Annotated in this window: 12 protein-coding genes; 2 read left to right on the top strand and 10 right to left on the bottom strand. The window is 71.1% G+C overall.

Annotated elements, in window-relative coordinates:
- Positions 1–6 precede the first annotated feature (6 nt).
- The 7 genes from YS110_12485 to YS110_12515 form a co-directional block, all read right to left on the bottom strand.
- Positions 7–1,608: a phosphoethanolamine transferase gene (locus tag YS110_12485; GenBank protein ID UJB65512.1), complete on the bottom strand. Its 1,602-nt coding sequence runs from the start codon at positions 1,606–1,608 to the stop codon at positions 7–9.
- 75 nt (positions 1,609–1,683) lie between these two features.
- Positions 1,684–3,705 carry an acetyl/propionyl/methylcrotonyl-CoA carboxylase subunit alpha gene (locus tag YS110_12490; protein UJB65513.1) on the bottom strand — a complete coding sequence of 674 codons (2,022 nt, stop codon included), beginning with the start codon at positions 3,703–3,705 and terminating at the stop codon, positions 1,684–1,686.
- Entirely contained in the window at positions 3,706–4,425 is a 720-nt protein-coding gene (locus YS110_12495; GenBank protein ID UJB65514.1) for a DUF4126 domain-containing protein, read from the bottom strand.
- A gap of 2 nt (positions 4,426–4,427) precedes the next feature.
- The gene (locus YS110_12500) at positions 4,428–5,207 is read right to left on the bottom strand and encodes an enoyl-CoA hydratase/isomerase family protein (GenBank protein UJB65515.1); all 780 of its coding nucleotides are present in this window, start codon (positions 5,205–5,207) and stop codon (positions 4,428–4,430) included.
- Between the two features lie 7 nt (positions 5,208–5,214).
- Complete coding sequence (locus YS110_12505) at positions 5,215–5,724, bottom strand: DinB family protein (protein UJB65516.1); 510 nt, start codon at positions 5,722–5,724, stop codon at positions 5,215–5,217.
- A gap of 17 nt (positions 5,725–5,741) precedes the next feature.
- On the bottom strand, positions 5,742–7,346 hold the full coding sequence (locus tag YS110_12510) for a methylcrotonoyl-CoA carboxylase (protein ID UJB65517.1): 1,605 nt from the start codon (positions 7,344–7,346) through the stop codon (positions 5,742–5,744).
- A 13-nt stretch (positions 7,347–7,359) separates the two neighbouring features.
- Positions 7,360–9,033: an AMP-binding protein gene (locus YS110_12515; protein ID UJB65518.1), complete on the bottom strand. Its 1,674-nt coding sequence runs from the start codon at positions 9,031–9,033 to the stop codon at positions 7,360–7,362.
- Positions 9,034–9,145: 112 nt separating this feature from the next.
- Between YS110_12515 and YS110_12520 the strand changes: the two genes are divergently transcribed.
- The gene (locus YS110_12520) at positions 9,146–10,213 is read left to right on the top strand and encodes an AraC family transcriptional regulator (protein ID UJB65519.1); all 1,068 of its coding nucleotides are present in this window, start codon (positions 9,146–9,148) and stop codon (positions 10,211–10,213) included.
- 236 nt (positions 10,214–10,449) lie between these two features.
- Here the strand turns inward: YS110_12520 and YS110_12525 are convergent, their stop codons facing one another.
- The 3 genes from YS110_12525 to YS110_12535 form a co-directional block, all read right to left on the bottom strand.
- Positions 10,450–11,727 (bottom strand): patatin-like phospholipase family protein, encoded by a 1,278-nt coding sequence (locus YS110_12525; GenBank protein ID UJB67439.1) that lies wholly within the window; start codon positions 11,725–11,727, stop codon positions 10,450–10,452.
- Between the two features lie 110 nt (positions 11,728–11,837).
- The gene (locus YS110_12530) at positions 11,838–12,521 is read right to left on the bottom strand and encodes an HAD family phosphatase (protein ID UJB65520.1); all 684 of its coding nucleotides are present in this window, start codon (positions 12,519–12,521) and stop codon (positions 11,838–11,840) included.
- A gap of 70 nt (positions 12,522–12,591) precedes the next feature.
- Entirely contained in the window at positions 12,592–14,595 is a 2,004-nt protein-coding gene (locus tag YS110_12535; GenBank protein UJB65521.1) for a sensor domain-containing diguanylate cyclase, read from the bottom strand.
- Between the two features lie 80 nt (positions 14,596–14,675).
- Between YS110_12535 and YS110_12540 the strand changes: the two genes are divergently transcribed.
- Positions 14,676–16,208 carry an ABC transporter substrate-binding protein gene (locus YS110_12540; GenBank protein ID UJB65522.1) on the top strand — a complete coding sequence of 511 codons (1,533 nt, stop codon included), beginning with the start codon at positions 14,676–14,678 and terminating at the stop codon, positions 16,206–16,208.
- Positions 16,209–16,242: the final 34 nt, after the last annotated feature.

Genomic DNA, 16,242 nt, shown 5'->3' on the forward strand with positions numbered 1-16,242 from the left:
AGGGGGTCAATGCGGCGGCCCGCCCTGGGCGCGCACGTCGCAGGCATCGGCCTGGGCGCGCGCGCGGTAGGGCTGGCCGCCGAGCAGGGGTTCGGGCGCATCCTGCGGTGCGCCCAGCGAGGGGTAGCCGGTGGCGCTGCCGTAGCCCAGCAGGTCGGCCACGGTGGCGGCGAAGACGCGGTTGTCCAGGCGCGGCAGGCCGTCGGGCGCGGGCTGCGCGTGGCGCGCCAGTTGTGCGGCCCAGGCGGGCTGGGCGGCGCGGAAGGCGGCGTTGCTCCAGGCCAGCAGCGGCACCTCGTAGGCGCTGCGCGCGCTGCCGTGGGTGTAGTTGCCGCCGCAGTCGAGCAGGTTCAGGCCGTGGTCGGACAGGTACAGCAGCACCGCGCGGCGGCCCTGGCCCTCGGCCTGCAGCAGGCCGATCCACTGCGCCAGCAGTTCGCTGGCGTAGGCGATGCTGTTGTCGTACACGTCGTCCCAGTGCGCGCGCTCGGGCGGATAGCGCTTGCCGGTGCGCGGGTGGCTGCCGTAGGTGTGCACGGTCACCAGCAGCGGCTGGCTGCTGGCGCGCGCCTCGGCCAGCGCCTGCTGCAGCAGCGGGGTGAGGGCGCCGTCGTACTCGCCGTCGGGCAGGTTCACGTACCAGTCGGAGCGCTGGCGGTAGGCGGCGTGGAAGAACGTCTCCGCGGTGCCCGAAGTGCTCTGGTTGCTGAACGTGGCGACGCGGAAGCCCGCCGCGCGCGCCCAGTCCAGGTAGGTGGGCAGGCCCTGCGGCGGCAGGTGCTCCAGCCCCTGGCCGCTGAGCAGCACGGGCAGCGCGAGCGCGGTGTTGTTGCCGTTGGCCAGCACGGGCAGCGCCTGCACATCCGCCTGCAGGGGGCGCAGGGCGGCGTTGGTGTCGTGCCCGCCGTAGCCCAGCAGCGACCAGCGGTGCGCGCTGGCGCTCTCGCCGATCACCAGCACGATCAGGTCGGCGCGCGCCGGCGCGGCGGGCGCGGCCACGCGCGGCACGGCGAAGATCTGGTGCGACGCCACCTGCTGGCGCGCATAGGACTCGAACATGGCCACGGGGTAGACGCGGTTGATCTTGCGCAGCGTGGCCTCGACGCTGTCGCCCTTGAACGCCGACACCACGCCCCAGGCCACCCAGACCAGCCCCAGCAGCGCCAGCACGCGGCGCCAGGCCTTGCGCCGCACCGGCCGCGCGCGCCGCGCCAGCCACCAGGCCACGGCGGCGGCGGGCGCCAGCCAGGCCAGCAGCCACAGCGCATCGCGCCAGCGCCACGAGGCGGCGTACTCCACCGCCTCCTGCGCATGCGAGCCGAACAGCGTGAACCAGAAGTATTCGTCGGGCGCGGAGCGCACGGCCAGGAAGTAGCCCAGGTACACGGCGCCGATCAGCACCAGCAGCCACGCCGCCGCCTGCCCCGCGCGGCGCCACAGGAACACCGGCGCCAGCACCGCGGCCGACACCACGGTATCGAGCAGGGTGCGCCCGCTGGGCCACATCCACAGCACGGGGCTGCACAGGAACCACCAGGCCAGCGCCAGCCGCCACAGCGGCGGCGCCGGAGAATCGTCCTGGGAGGGAGGGGTCGGGAGTAACTGCATAAACGATCGGCCGCGCCGCGCCGGGCAAAAAAGCAACCCCCGAGCGTACCGCGCCGTCAGAGCGTGTTCACGCTCTCAGGCGGCGCAGAGCTTGAGCAGCTCCGCGCCCTCGGCCACCTGGTCGCCAGGCGCGTAGAGCAGCTCCTGCACCACGCCGTCGGCCGGCGCGGCGATGGTGTGCTCCATCTTCATGGCCTCCATCACGGCCAGCGGCTGGCCCTTGGCCACCTTATCGCCGGCCTGCACGGCGAACGACACCACCTTGCCTGGCATGGGCGCCGTGAGGCGCCCGCCCTCGCCCTGGGCATCGCCCGCGTGGGCCAGCAGGTCGATGGCCTCGATGCGCGTGGCGCCCTGGGGCGTGAACACGTGGTCGGTCTCGCCCTGGGCGTAGACGGTGGCGCGCGTGCGCTGGCCGGCGAACTGCAGGTCGATGGCGCCATCGGCCAGCGGCGCGAACGCCAGCGGGCCGGCCACGGCAGCGTCGCCCTCGCCCACGCGCAAGGCCAGCGCGCCGCCGCGTCCGTAGGTCAGCCACGCCTTGGCGTGCGCGCCGCCGAAGTCGAACTCGAAGCGGCGCGCCAGTTCGGCGTGCGAGTGGAAGCCGTCGCGGCGGCTGAACGGGTCGGCGCTCTCGGCCGCGCGCTCGCGCAGCAGCGTTTGCGCCACGGCGGCGGCCGCCGCCAGCGGCAGGCCCACGCGCTCCTGCTGGAACAGCACGGCCTGCTCGCGCGGGATCAGCGCGGTGTCGAGCCGCCCCTGGGCGAACGAGTCGCTGCGTGCCACCAGGCGCAGGAACTGCACGTTGGTCGCCAGGCCGACGATGTGCGTCTGCGCCAGCGCGTCGTCCAGGCGCGCCAGCGCCTGTTCGCGCGTGTCGCCGTGCACGATGAGCTTGGCCACCATGGAGTCGTAGAACGGGCTGATGGCGTCGCCCTCGCGCACGCCGTCGTCCACGCGCACGGCACCGCGTTCAAAGCTGGTGCAGGCGGGCTTGCGGTAGACGGCCAGCGTGCCGGTGGCGGGCAGGAACTGGTTGTCCGGGTTCTCGGCGCAGATGCGCGCCTCGATGGCGTGGCCGGTGATGCGCAGTTCGTCCTGGCGCAGCGGCAGCGGCTCGCCCGAGGCCACGCGCAGCTGCCACTCCACCAGGTCCAGGCCGGTGATGGCCTCGGTCACCGGGTGCTCCACCTGCAGGCGGGTGTTCATCTCCATGAAGTAGAACTTCATCTGCTCCGGCGCATCGTAGCCGCCGGGCTGCTCGACGATGAACTCCACCGTGCCCGCGCCCACGTAGTTCACGGCCTTGGCGGCGGCCACGGCGGCCTCGCCCATCTGCTGGCGCAGCGCGGGCGTCATGCCGGGGGCGGGGGCTTCTTCGAGCACCTTCTGGTGGCGGCGCTGCACCGAGCAGTCGCGCTCGAACAGGTAGACGCAGTTGCCGTGCGTGTCGCCGAACACCTGGATCTCGATGTGGCGCGGGCGCAGCACGTATTTCTCGACCAGCACGGCATCGTTGCCGAAGCTGTTGATGGCCTCGCGCTTGCACGACTCCAGGGCCGCGGCGAAGTCCTCGGACTTTTCCACCAGGCGCATGCCCTTGCCGCCGCCGCCCGCGCTGGCCTTGATGAGCACGGGGTAGCCGATGCCGTCGGCCTCGCGCTGCAGCAGGGCGGGGTCCTGGTCCTCGCCCTGGTAGCCCGGCACCAGCGGCACGCTGGCCTTGGCCATCAGGCGCTTGGATTCGGCCTTCAGGCCCATGGCGTTGATGGCGCTGGCCGGCGGGCCGATGAACACCAGGCCGGCGTTGGCGCAGGCCTGGGCGAAGTCCTCGTTCTCGCTCAGGAAGCCGTAGCCGGGGTGGATGGCCTGCGCGCCCGTGGCCTTGGCCGCGTCGATGATGCGCTGCCACTGCAGGTAGCTGTCCTTGGGCGCGTTGCCGCCCACGTGCACGGCCTCATCGCACGCCGCCACATGCTTGGCCTGCGCGTCGGCATCGGAATAGACGGCGACGGTCTTGACGCCCATGCGGCGCGCGGTCGCGGCGACACGGCAGGCGATCTCGCCACGGTTCGCAATCAGGATTTTTTTGAACATTTACGCCACCTTGGCAGAAGCAGAAAAGAAAGAGGAAAGACGCCGCACCACGGCGCGCAGGAACTTGAAGAGCACCACCATCAGCAGCACGGACACGGCCACCATCACCACCAGGGCCATGCCAAAGGCCACCGGGTGCTGCGTGGCCAGCCAGACCACGGCCACGACGAGGCCGTCCTCGAAGAACGACAGCCCCCAGTTGGAGAACGGCTCGGGCGAGGTGTTGGCCGCCGCGCGCGTGGTCATCTTGGTGGCCAGCGCCGTGGCCGAGAGCGAGCCGCCCAGCAGCCCTGCGGCCACGGCCATGGCGGCGTTGTCGGCACCGAACACGCCAGCGGCCAGCACCGCCCCGGCCGGCACGCGGATGAAGGCGTGCACGGCGTCCCAGGCGCTGTCGAGCCAGGGCACCTTGTCGGCAAAGAACTCCACCAGCAGCATGCAGCCGCTGGCGATCAGCACCACGGGGCTTTGCAGCACGGCCAGCCCCGGCGGCAACGCGATCCAGCCCGCCACGCCCATCATGCCCACGAGGAACACCACGGCATACAGCCGGAAGCCGCTGGCCCAGCCCAGCGCCGCCGCCAGGGCCAGCAGGCTGGGCATGTCCAGGGCCGCCGTGGCGCGTGCGGCGCCCTCGGCCACGTCACGCGCAGTGCCTGCATCGACGTGCAGGCCCACGGTGTGCAGCCACTGGACGAAGGCGAGCCAGAGCGCGTCCATGGTCAGAGCCAGTTCGGCTTGCGCTTTTGCAGGAAGGACTGCACGCCTTCACGGCCCTCGTCGCTGGCACGGATGTCGGCAATGCCCTCCACCGTGGCGGCGATCAAGGCCGCATCGATCTCGCGCTCCGCCACGTCCTGCACGAGCCGCTTGCACGCGCGCACGGCGTTGGGGCTGGCGCTGGTCAGGGCCTTGAGCAGTTCATCGACCTTGGCGTCGAGCTGGTCCGCCGCCACCACCGCGTGCACGAAGCCGGTGCGCAGCGCCTCGGCGGCATCGAAGCGCTCGGCGGTGAGGAAGTAGCGGTGCGCGGCACGCGCGCCCATGGCGCGGATGACGTAGGGGCTGATGGTGGCGGGAATCAGGCCCAGCTTCACTTCGCTGAGGCAGAAGCCCGCTGTGTCCACCGCCACCGCCATGTCGCACGCGGCCACCAGGCCCATGCCGCCGGCGTACACGTCGCCCTGCACGCGGGCGATGGTCGGCTTGGGGCACGCGTAGATCACGCGCAGCATCTCGGCGAGCTTGCCCGCGTCGGCGAGGTTCTCCTCGCGCGTGTAGTCGGCCATGCGGCGCATCCAGTTGAGGTTGGCGCCAGCGCAGAAGGCCGGGCCTTCGGCCGCGAGCACCACGGCGCGCACGCCGGGGCGCGCGCCTACCTCGATGAAAGCCGCCGTCAGCTCGGCAATGACTTCATCACTGAAAGCGTTGCGGATCTCGGGCTGCGTGAGCGTGATGCGCGCCACGGCGCCGGACTGGGTGATGGAAAGGTTTTGGCTCATGGCGATCTCAGGGCTGCGAGGGGTTCTGCAGGTAGTAGACGAAATCGAGCACCGGGCAGGGCTGGCCCAGTGCGGTGAGCGCCGCCGTGATCTGGCCCCGATGGTGCGTTCCGTGGTTGAACACATGGGCCAGGGTGGCGGCGAATGGCAGCGTGGCAGCGGTTCCACGCGTGGTGGTGTAGCTCAACGTGCCGCTCCAAAGGTCGGCGGAGAAGGTGGCGATCAGCGGCTCCCAGCGCGCCGCGCCCTCGCGCAAGCGGGCGTCGAGCCGGGCACGGTCACTCTCCACCTCGGCATCGAGCGCCAGGCGTGGGGAGACGCCTTCGGCAAAGCGCACGTACCAGATCTGGTGCTCCCCCACCAGCAGGTGATTGAGCGTGCCGTGGATGCTTTGGAAGAACAGGCCCAGGTCGCGGCGGTAGTCTTCTTCTTCCAGGGCGTGCACGGCGTTGAGCAGGCGCGCGGTGGCCCACACGTTGTAGCGGGCAAGCTGGATGAAATGGGCAACGGCGTCCATGGCAGCTCCTGAGACGCCTACATGCGAAAGACGCCGAACTTGGTGTCTTCGATCGGCGCATTGCGCGTGGCCGACAGGCCCAGCGCCAGCACGCGGCGCGTATCGGCGGGGTCGATCACGCCGTCGTCCCACAGGCGCGCGGTGGCGTAGTAGGGGTGGCCCTGCTCCTCGTATTGCTGGCGGATCGGTGCCTTGAAGCTTTCCTCTTCCTCCGCGCTCCAGCTGCCGCCCTTGGACTCGATGCCGTCGCGCTTGACGGTGGCCAGCACGCTGGCGGCCTGCTCGCCGCCCATGACCGAAATGCGCGCGTTCGGCCACATCCACAGGAAGCGCGGGCTGTACGCCCGGCCGCACATGCCGTAGTTGCCGGCGCCGAAGCTGCCGCCGATGATGATGGTGAACTTGGGCACGCTGGCCGTGGCCACGGCCGTGACCAGCTTGGCGCCGTGGCGCGCGATGCCCTCGTTTTCGTACTTGCGGCCGACCATGAAGCCGGTGATGTTCTGCAGGAACACCAGCGGGATCTTGCGCTGGCAGCACAGCTCGATGAAGTGCGCGCCCTTCTGCGCGCTCTCGCTGAACAGGATGCCGTTGTTGGCGATGATGCCGACCTGCATGCCCTCGATGCGCGCGAAGCCGCACACCAGGGTGCTGCCAAAGCGCGCCTTGAATTCGTCGAACGCGCTGCTATCGACGATGCGCGCGATGATCTCGCGCACGTCGAAGGGCTTGCGCGTATCGGTGGGGATCACGCCGTACAGCTCGTCTGCTGCATATTTAGGAGCTGCTGGCGCTTGATCGGCAGGGTTTTGCGCCTTGTTTTTATTCAAATTGGCCACCGCCGCGCGCGCCAGCGCCAGGGCGTGCATGTCGTTCTGCGCCAAGTGGTCCGCCACGCCGGACAGGCGCGTGTGCACGTCACCGCCGCCCAGGTCTTCGGCGCTGACCACCTCGCCCGTGGCGGCCTTCACCAGCGGCGGGCCGCCCAGGAAGATAGTGCCCTGGTTCTTGACGATGATGGATTCGTCGCTCATCGCCGGCACATAGGCGCCGCCAGCCGTGCAACTGCCCATGACCACGGCGATCTGCGCGATGCCCTGGGCACTCATGTTGGCCTGGTTGAAGAAGATGCGGCCGAAGTGGTCGCGGTCGGGGAACACGTCGTCCTGGTTGGGCAGGTTGGCGCCGCCCGAGTCCACCAGGTAGATGCAGGGCAGGCGGTTCTGCGCCGCCACTTCCTGCGCGCGCAGGTGCTTCTTCACCGTCATGGGATAGTAGGTGCCGCCCTTCACCGTGGCGTCGTTGCACACCACCATGCAGTCCACGCCATTCACGCGGCCAATGCCGGCGATGACGCCTGCGCCCAGCGCGTCGTTGTTGTACATGTTCAGCGCCGCCAGCGGGGCCAGCTCCAGGAAGGGCGTGCCGGGGTCGAGCAGCATTTGCACGCGCTCGCGCGGCAGCAGCTTGCCGCGCGCCACGTGCTTGGCGCGCGCGGCCTCGCCGCCGCCCTGGGCCACCTTGGCCAATTGGGCGCGCAGGTCCTCCACCACGGCGCGCATGGCAGCGGCGTTGGCCTGGAAGTCGGCGGAACGGGGGTTGAGTTGGGATTCGAGGATCATGGCGGGTGTCTTCTCAAGCGGTTCTTTCCTCGGCCAGGCCAAGGCTGTTTTTCATTTCGTCGCGGATCTTGAACTTCTGGATCTTGCCCGTGACGGTCATGGGGAAGCCGGGGACGAAGCGGATGTAGCGCGGCACCTTGTAGTGCGCGATCTGGCCCTTGCAGAAGGCGCGGATGTCGTCCTCGGTGGGCTGCGTGCCGGGCTTGGCGATGATCCAGGCGCACAGCTCCTCGCCGTAGCGCGCATCGGGCACGCCCACCACCTGCACGTCCTGCACCTGCGGGTGGCGGTACAGAAACTCCTCGATCTCGCGCGGGTAGATGTTCTCGCCGCCACGGATCACCATGTCCTTGATGCGGCCGACGATGTTCACGTAGCCCTCGGCGTCCATGGTGGCCAGGTCGCCGGTGTGCATCCAGCCGTCTTCGTCGATCGCCTCGCGGGTTTTCTCGGCATCGCCCCAGTAGCCATGCATCACCGAGTAGCCCCGCGTGCACAGCTCGCCGCTTTGCCCCACGGGCACGACCTCGCCGGTTTCGGGGTGCACGATCTTCACCTGCAGGTGCGGCTGCACCTGGCCCACGGTGGCCACGCGCTTTTCCAGCGGCGTCTCGGTGCTGCTCTGGCAGCTCACCGGACTGGTCTCGGTCATGCCGTAGGCAATGGTGATCTGCGACAGGTGCATGTCGCTCACCACGCGCTTCATCACCTCGATCGGGCAGGGCGAGCCGGCCATGATGCCGGTGCGCAGCGTGGAGAGGTCGAACTCGGCGAAGCGCGGATGCTGAAGCTCGGCGATGAACATGGTGGGCACGCCGTGCAGGCCGGTGCAGCGCTCGGCCTGCACCGTCTCCAGCACCAGCAGCGGGTCGAACCCGTCGTTGGGGTAGACGATGGTGGCGCCGTGCGTCACGCAGGCCAGGTTGCCCAGCACCATGCCGAAGCAGTGGTACAGCGGCACGGGAATGCACAGCCGGTCCTCGGGCGTGAGCTGCATGCACTCGCCGATGAAGAAGCCGTTGTTCAGGATGTTGCGGTGCGTCAGCGTGGCGCCCTTGGGAAAGCCCGTGGTGCCGCTGGTGAACTGGATGTTGATCGGGTCGGTGTTGGCCAGCGTGGCGGCCACGGCGTCAATGCGCGCGTCCTGCGCGTCGCCGCGGGCCAGGAGCGCGGAAAAGCGCTGCATGCCGGAAATTTCGTCGCCCTGCCCCGGCGTGTCGATCCAGAAGATGTGCTGCAGCTGCGGCAGCCGCGCGCAGCCCAGCGCCTGCAGCATGCCCGCGTAGTCGCTGGTCTTGAAGCGCGCCATGGTCACCAGCGCCTTGCAGCCCACCTTGTTGAGCGCGTACTCCACCTCGCTGGTGCGGTAGGCCGGGTTGATGTTGACCAGCACCAGGCCCACCTGGGCCGTGGCGAACTGCATCAGCACCCATTCGGCGTTGTTGTGCGACCAGATGCCGATGCGGTCGCCCTTTTCCAGCCCCAGGCCCAGCAGCGCGCTGGCCAGGCGGCGCACCTCGGCGTGCAACTGGGCATAGGTGTAGCGCAGCCCCTGGTGGCGGCACACCAGCGCCTCGCGCGCGCCCTGGCGCACAGCCATGGCATCGAAGAACTGGCCGATGGTCTGCGCGATCAGGGGCGTATCGGTGCGGCCCTGGGCCTGGCTCAAGGAAAGGGGTACGGTCATCCAGCGGTCTCCTGTGCGTGCGGGTGCCATCCCGCCTGGGCGCAGCATACGCCGCCAGGTGCTGCAGATGGGGCCAGCAAGGTTGCAATAATTGCCACCCAAGCCCTCCATCATGTACACGCCCGCCCTGACCTCCCCCACCGCGCACCGGCCCCTGCCGCGCGCCAGCGCCGCCGCCACGCCCATGGCCTTCGTGCAGGCCATCGTGCGCGCCTACGCGCTGCGCGGCATGGATGCCGCAGGCGTGCTGCGGCAGGCACAAATCGCGCCAGAGGAAGTGGCCAACGCCCAGGCCCGCATCACCGCCTGGCAGATGGAGGCGCTGTGCGATGGCGCCATGCGCGAGCTGGACGACGAAGCCCTGGGCTGGTTCGCGCGCCGCCTGCCCTGGGGCAGCTACGGGATGCTGGCGCGCGCCTCCATCACCGCGCCGCACCTGGGCGTGGCGCTGGCGCGCTGGTGCCGCCACCACGGCCTGCTGACCGACAGCATTGCCCTCACCCTGTCCACCGAGGGCGCCACGGCCCAGGTCACGCTGCAGGAGCGCGACCCGCCCGGCGGCGACGGCGCGCTGCGCGAGTTCTGCCTGGTGTCGGTGCTGCGCAACCTGCATGGCGTGGCGTGCTGGCTGATCGACTCGCGCCTGCCGCTGCAGGAGGCGCGCTTTCCGTTCGCGGCGCCCGCGCACGCCGGGGTGTACCCGCTGCTGTTCCCCGGCCCGGTGGCGTTCGGCGCGCCGCACGCCGCCATCCGCTTCGACGCGCGCTACCTGCAACTGCCCCTGGCGCGCGACGAAGCGGCGCTGCGCCAGATGCTGCAGCGCGCCCTGCCGCTGACCGTGCTGCAGTACCGGCGCGACCGCCTGCTGGTGCAGCGCGTGCGCCAGTTGCTGACCAGCGACCCGGCCGCACTGCACAGCGCCGGGCTGATCGCCGAGCGGCTGCACCTGTCGGCGCGCACGCTGCACCGCCAGCTCAAGGAGGAAGGCGCCTCGCTGCAGGCGCTGAAGGACGAAGTGCGCCAGGCGCGCGCCGTGGAGCTGCTGCAGCGCACCGACCGCCCGGTCAAGCAGGTGGCGCAGGCGGCAGGGTTCGGCAACGAAAAGAGCTTCATCCGCGCCTTCCGCGCCTGGACCGGGCAATCGCCCGCCGCGTTCCGGCGGCAATCGCGCCCAGGGTGAGCGAAAAGATTCAGTTTTGATAGCTGCCAGCGCTTGCTGGGCGTGCGTTTGAGGCCGATTTGACCTTTATTTCATACGCCGCGCCAGCCCTGGGCAAGCCCCACGCATTGACGCGGCCCAGCCCAGCAGACGCCGCGCAAGGGCCGCCCCGCCGCGCTGGCGTCGTCCCCCTTCCCGAATGGCGCAGCCATTCGAGAGAAGGGGGAAGCGGCGCAAGCCGCTCAGGGGGATGCCCTCTACCGCACCCGCTGCACATCCTCCAGCGAGCGCAGCAGCCCCTGGTAGTCGGGCGACTGGCGCAGCACGCGGCGGCCAGCCTCGATGAGCTGGGTGACTTCGTCCGGCGCGATGGTGAACGCCGTGGGCACCTGCAGCAGGCGGCGGCGCACGTGCGGGTCGTTCACGTCGCGCAGGTTCACCTGGATCACGTGCAGCTCGGCGTGGGCGGCGAAGGCGTCGGTGCCGTCCTGCGCGGCGCGGGACAGCTCGTTGCGCCACTGCTGCGTGATGTCGCGCAGGAACTCCTGCGTCTCCAGCGTGGCGCGCGCTCCAGCGCCGAACAGCAGTTGGTCCACCACCTGCCAGGTGGTGGGCACGGTGTCCATGCGGTCGATGTTCTCCGACGGGTCGCGCTCCGAGTTGACCACCACCAGCACCAGCTTGCGGATGGCGCCGGGCGGCAGGCCCATGTCGCGCATGCTGGCGCGCAGGCCGCCGTCGGCCAGCGAGCGGTCGAGCAGGCGCACCACGCCCAGGTTGTCGGCCAGGCCGCCATCGACCAGGTGGATGTAGGGGCGCTCGTCCGCGTCCAGGTAGCTGCGCACGTGCGAGCGGAACATGCGCGCGCGGTAGTTGGCGGCGCTGGTGTCGCGCGCCGCGGTGCGCGTGGGCCGCACCAGGTCCACCGGCGGCGGGCACTGCGGCGCGTAGTTGTGCAGCGTGACCGGGCTGAGCAGCAGCGGCACGGCCGACGAGGCCGCCACCGCGAACGACAGCGGCACGCTGCGCAGGTCCGAGCAGATGGGCAGGAACTGGTCCCACGAGAACTCGAACGCCGTGCCGCGCGACAGGTCGGTGGCCGTGACCAGCAGCTGCGGCTGGCGCGGGCGCTTTTCCAGGTCGCCAAAGGTCATGCCGCCGTACAGCGCGTCGAGCTGGCGCGCCAGCAGGTGCGTGCGGCCGAACCAGGGCGAGCTCAGCTCCACCATGTTGGCCGGCAGCAGAGCCAGGTTGACGAGGCCGCGCTGGAAGTCCTGGCGCAGGAAGTCGCGCTCGAAGCGCGGCAGCCCCTCGGCGCCGTGCACGGCGTAGTAGGTGGCGATGATGCTGCCGCCCGACACGCCGCTGACCACGTCGGTGGCTTCCAGCAGGTTCAGGCGGCGGCCGTCCCAGGCGAACTCGGTGTCGCGCAGCTCGCTCAGCACGCCGAAGCCGAAGGCCGCCGCGCGCGCGCCGCCGCCCGAGAGGGTGACGGCCATGAGCATGCTCGGGTCGCGCCCGTCGGCCAGGCGCATGGTGGGAGGCTCGCCGCCGTGCAGCGGCTCGTTGATCCAGGGCCGCAGCGACGAACAGCCCGCCAGCAGCGCGGCGCATGCCAGCAGCGCCGCGCGGCGCAGCCAGGCGCTCAGCACCGCCGCGCCTCCAGCCAGGCGGGCAGGCCGCCCATGTGGGGCAGGATGTCGGCCGCCCCGGCGGCGCGCAGCGCAGCGGGCGAGCCGTGCCCCGCGCCCTCTGCTCCGCCCGGGCTGTAGCCCAGCACCGTGGCGCCGGCGGCCACGCCGGCCGTGACGCCGGTCACCGTGTCCTCGACCACCAGGCAGCGTGCCGGCGCCACGCCCAGCGCCGCGGCGGCAGCCAGGTACACGTCCGGCGCGGGCTTGGTGGCCGGCATTTCGTGCCCGCTGAACACGTACCCGGCGAAGTACGGCGCCATGCCCACCTGGCGCAGCTGCATCTCCACCTTGTGGCGGTCGGCCCCCGAGGCGCAGGCGATGCGCCCCTGCAGCCGCGCGTGCACGGCGCGCACGGCGTCGAGCGCGCCGTCGATGGGCTGCAGCTCGGCCTGCAGGCGCGCGTTGCGGCGCGCGTAGAAGGCGGCCATCCAGTCGTCGGTGAGCGGCCGGCCGGTATGGGCCTCGATGCGCGCGGCCTCGCTGCGCACGGTCTTGCCGATGAACAGCGCCATGCATTCCTGCGCGGACAAGGCCCAGCCCGCCTCGTTGAGCATGGCGCACAGCACGCCGTTGGTAATAGCTTCGCTGTCGACGAGCACGCCGTCGCAGTCGAACAAGATGGCTTCGAATGTCATGCGGGAAGAAAAAAAGAATGCGGTGCCAGGCCCGATTAGAGCGTGATTCTTCCAGGGCGTTGGCGGGGGTTCAGCCAGCGTCTGGCGGCGGCGCGGCCTGCACGTCCGCGCCGTACAGCGCCACGCGGTCGCGCCCGGCCTGCTTGGCGCGGTACAGCGCCTCGTCGGCCTGCTGGAACAGCGTGGTCTGCGCGTGCTCCAGCGGCTGGCCTCCGGCCGGGCGCACGCAGGCCACGCCCACGCTGATGGTGACCAGCGCGCCGCACGGGCTGGCCTGGTGCTCCAGCACCAGCTCGCGCACGGCCTCGCGCAGGCGGTGCGCCACGGCCACGGCGCGCAGTTCGTCGGAGTCGGGCAGCAGCACGGCGAATTCCTCGCCGCCATAGCGCGCCGCCAGTTCGCCCGCGCGCTGCACCGCGCCGGCCAGCGCCTGGGCCACGCGCTGCAGGCAGCGGTCGCCCGCGACGTGGCCGTAGTGGTCGTTGTAGGCCTTGAAATGGTCCACGTCGATCATCAGCAGCGCCAGCGGCATGCCGCGCAGCCGCGCCTGCTCCCACTCGCGCTGCATGGCCTCGCCCAGGGCCAGGCGGTTGGCCACCTGGGTCAGCGGGTCCAGGCGCACGCGCTCCTCCAGCGCGTCGCGGTAGCGCGCCAGCTGCTGCTCGGCCTGCTTGCGCTCGGTGATGTCCTGCACCGTGCCGGTCATGCGCAGCGCATCGGCATCGGCGCCAGAACTGGTGCCCGTGCCGTATTCGCCCCACACCTGAAGCCAGCGCTGCGCGCGGTCGCCGGCGCGCACGATGCGGTACTGCATGCGCAGCGGCGTGCGCGCCGCCATGGCATCGGCGTGCACCCGCAGGACATGCGCGCGGTCCTCGGGGTGCAGCATGTCCATCCACTGCTGCAGCGTCATGCATTCCTGCGGCGGCAGCCCGAAGATGGTGTTGGCGATGCTGGACATGAAGAACTGCCGGTGCTCGGCGTCGTAGGCGAAGTAGCCCGCGCTGGCGGCCTTCTGCGCGCTGTCGAGCCAGCGCATGTTGCGCTCCAGCGCCAGCTTGAGGCCGCGCTCGCGCCGCCAGGCGCGCCATTGCCACGCCGCAGCGGCGCAGCCCCCGGACAGCAGCGCCAGGCTGGCGAGCAGCGCCAGGGCCAGCCACTCGCCACGCTGGGCATCGACGAAGGCCTCGTCCACGTCGAGCTTGGACACCAGCACCCACGGCGAATCGGGCACCGCGCTGGCCATGGCCAGCACCTCCTGGCCGCGGTAGTCGCTGCCGTAGACCACGCCGCGCGCGCCCGCCACGGCCTGCACCACGACGTCGCGCCCCGGCGCCATGGCCTGGCGCAGGCTCAGGGGCGCGTCGCTGCGGTGGCGCAGCGGGCTCAGGTACACCAGTTCGTCGCCATCGCGCTCCACCAGCAGCGATTCGGCCGAGCGGCTGGCGCTGGGCCAGGTCTCGACCTGGGGATAGAGCTGGGTGCGCGCGTCGCTCACCAGCCACACCGCGCCCAGGGGCGTGTCGCCGTCGAACACGGGCGCGAGCACGCCGAAGATGGCGAAGGCGAAGGCCGCGTCCCGGTGCAGCTCCACCGCCGCCGGCTCGGCCGCGGCCAGCGCCTGGCGCAGGGCCTGCCGCTCGGGCGGCGCCAGCGTGCCCTGCAGCGCCCCTTGCGGCCCGAGCCGCAAGGCCCCCTGGAGATCGACCCAGAAAGCCGCGCTGTAGCGTCCATGCTCAACGAAGCTGCGCAGGCGTTCGCGCAGCGGCTCCTGCAGCGCCTCGCCGGGCGCGGCGTGCCAGCGCGCCGCGGCCTGGGCGAACAGGCTGTCGTCGGTCAGGGCGGCGGCATCGGCGATGTGCTGGCGGCGCCAGTCGGCCACGTTGCGCACCTGCAGCAGGCTGATGGCGCGCAGCCCGCCCTCCACCTGGTGGTGGTAGCGCTGCGCGCGCTGGTGGTACAGGCCGCGCACGCCCCAGGCCATGGACAGCAGCAGCCACAGCGCCAGCCCCGCGAACAGCCACCGCGCCCAGCGAAAAGGGCGCAGACGGATCGGAGCGGCAGTCAGGGGCATATGGAGCAAGCCGGCCCCGGGGCCGGAAATGTTTTTTGACTACGATGTAGTTTCATTTTGTCGCAATTTCGGGCCACGCCATGCGCCATTCCGTACTTTCCCGGCCCCTCACGCGCCGCGCCAGCCTGGCGCACACCCTGGCCCTGGCCGCCGTCCCGGGGCTGGCCGGGGCCTCGCAGCGCGCCAGCCAGCGCTGGGTGGTCATCAACCTGTCGCTGGAGCCCGACAGCCTGGACCCGACCATGGCCCCTTCGGCCGCCGTGGGCGAGGTGGTGCACTACAACGTGCTGGAGGGCCTGACGCGCATCGAGGAGAACGGCAGCGTGGCGCCCCTGCTGGCACAGAGCTGGCAGATGGACGCGCGCCAGCGCACCTGCACGCTGCGGCTGCGCCAGGGCGTGCGCTTCCACGACGGCACGCCCTTCGACGCCGCGGCGGTGCGCTTCAGCTTCGAGCGCGCCCGCGCGCCGGGTTCGACCAACAAGGCGCGCAAGACGCTGTTCGACAACATCGCGCACATCGCCACGCCCGACGCGCACACCGTGGTGCTGGGGCTGCACCATGCCGATGCGCACCTGCCCTTCCGCCTGGGCGAGAACACGGCCGTCATCCTCAGCCCGGCAAGCGCCGCCACGGCCGCCGCCGCCCCCGTGGGCACCGGCCCGTACCGCGTGCGGCAATGGCAGCGCGGCCACAGCATCACGCTGGAGCCCGCCAGCACCTACCGCCATGCCCAGACGCTGTACATGCGCGGCGCCACGTTCCGCTTCCTCTACGCGCCCGAGGCGCAGGCCGCGGCGCTGCAGGGCGAGGAGATGGACCTGTTCCTGCACTTCGCCACCAACTCGGTGCGCGGCCTGGTGGCCGACAGCCGCTACCAGCTGCTGCTGGGCACCTCCAGCAGCAAGGGCCTGCTGGCGCTGAACCACCGGCGCGCGCCGCTGGCCGACCGGCGCGTGCGCCGCGCCATCACGCACGCCATCGACCGCGAGGCCTTCATCCGCACCGTGTTCGAGGGGCGCGGCACCGTGATCGGCAGCCATTTTTCGCCGTCCGACCCCGGCTACGTGCACCTGGCCCACCGCTACCCGTACGACCCGGACCGCGCCCGCGCCCTGCTGCGCGAGGCCCTGGGGCCGGCGCCGCTGCGCCTGTCGCTGGCGCTGCCGCCCCCGGCCTACGCGCGCCTGGGCGGCCCGGTGCTGGCGGCCGACCTGGAGCGCGTGGGCATCGCGGTGGAGCCCCAGCCGCTGGAGTGGGCGCAATGGCTGGCGGGCCCGTTCCAGGGCGACTTCGACATGACGCTGATCACCCACGTGGAGCCGCTGGACTACCCCATCTACACCGACCCGGGCTACTACTTCGGCTACGACAGCGCGGCGTTCCGGCAACTGGCGCAGCGCCATGCGCAGGCCGAAAGCCCGCGCGAACGCGCGCGCCTGTTCGCCCAGATGCAGCGCCACCTGGCCGAGGACGCGGTGAATGCCTGGCTGTTCGCCTCGCAGGTCGGCACCGTGGCGCGCAAGGGGCTGCGCGGGGTGTGGATGCACTACCCCATCTTCGTGCACGACATTGCCGCGCTGCGCTGGGAAAGCGAAGAGAAACCGGCCTGAGGTTGCTATTCAATGAATAGCTGCTTGCGCTTGC

Origin of the sequence: Acidovorax sp. YS12 (genome assembly GCA_021496925.1) — a bacterium.
GTDB lineage: Bacteria > Pseudomonadota > Gammaproteobacteria > Burkholderiales > Burkholderiaceae_C > Paenacidovorax.

What these genes read in the sequence shown, in the direction of transcription:
- YS110_12485 (UJB65512.1), bottom strand. Translation starts at nt 1,608, where the DNA reads ATGCAGTTACTCCCGACCCCTCCCTCCCAGGACGATTCTCCGGCGCCG.
- YS110_12490 (UJB65513.1), bottom strand. Translation starts at nt 3,705, where the DNA reads ATGTTCAAAAAAATCCTGATTGCGAACCGTGGCGAGATCGCCTGCCGT.
- YS110_12495 (UJB65514.1), bottom strand. Translation starts at nt 4,425, where the DNA reads ATGGACGCGCTCTGGCTCGCCTTCGTCCAGTGGCTGCACACCGTGGGC.
- YS110_12500 (UJB65515.1), bottom strand. Translation starts at nt 5,207, where the DNA reads ATGAGCCAAAACCTTTCCATCACCCAGTCCGGCGCCGTGGCGCGCATC.
- YS110_12505 (UJB65516.1), bottom strand. Translation starts at nt 5,724, where the DNA reads ATGGACGCCGTTGCCCATTTCATCCAGCTTGCCCGCTACAACGTGTGG.
- YS110_12510 (UJB65517.1), bottom strand. Translation starts at nt 7,346, where the DNA reads ATGATCCTCGAATCCCAACTCAACCCCCGTTCCGCCGACTTCCAGGCC.
- YS110_12515 (UJB65518.1), bottom strand. Translation starts at nt 9,033, where the DNA reads ATGACCGTACCCCTTTCCTTGAGCCAGGCCCAGGGCCGCACCGATACG.
- YS110_12520 (UJB65519.1), top strand. Translation starts at nt 9,146, where the DNA reads ATGTACACGCCCGCCCTGACCTCCCCCACCGCGCACCGGCCCCTGCCG.
- YS110_12525 (UJB67439.1), bottom strand. Translation starts at nt 11,727, where the DNA reads ATGCGCCTGGCCGACGGGCGCGACCCGAGCATGCTCATGGCCGTCACC.
- YS110_12530 (UJB65520.1), bottom strand. Translation starts at nt 12,521, where the DNA reads ATGACATTCGAAGCCATCTTGTTCGACTGCGACGGCGTGCTCGTCGAC.
- YS110_12535 (UJB65521.1), bottom strand. Translation starts at nt 14,595, where the DNA reads ATGCCCCTGACTGCCGCTCCGATCCGTCTGCGCCCTTTTCGCTGGGCG.
- YS110_12540 (UJB65522.1), top strand. Translation starts at nt 14,676, where the DNA reads ATGCGCCATTCCGTACTTTCCCGGCCCCTCACGCGCCGCGCCAGCCTG.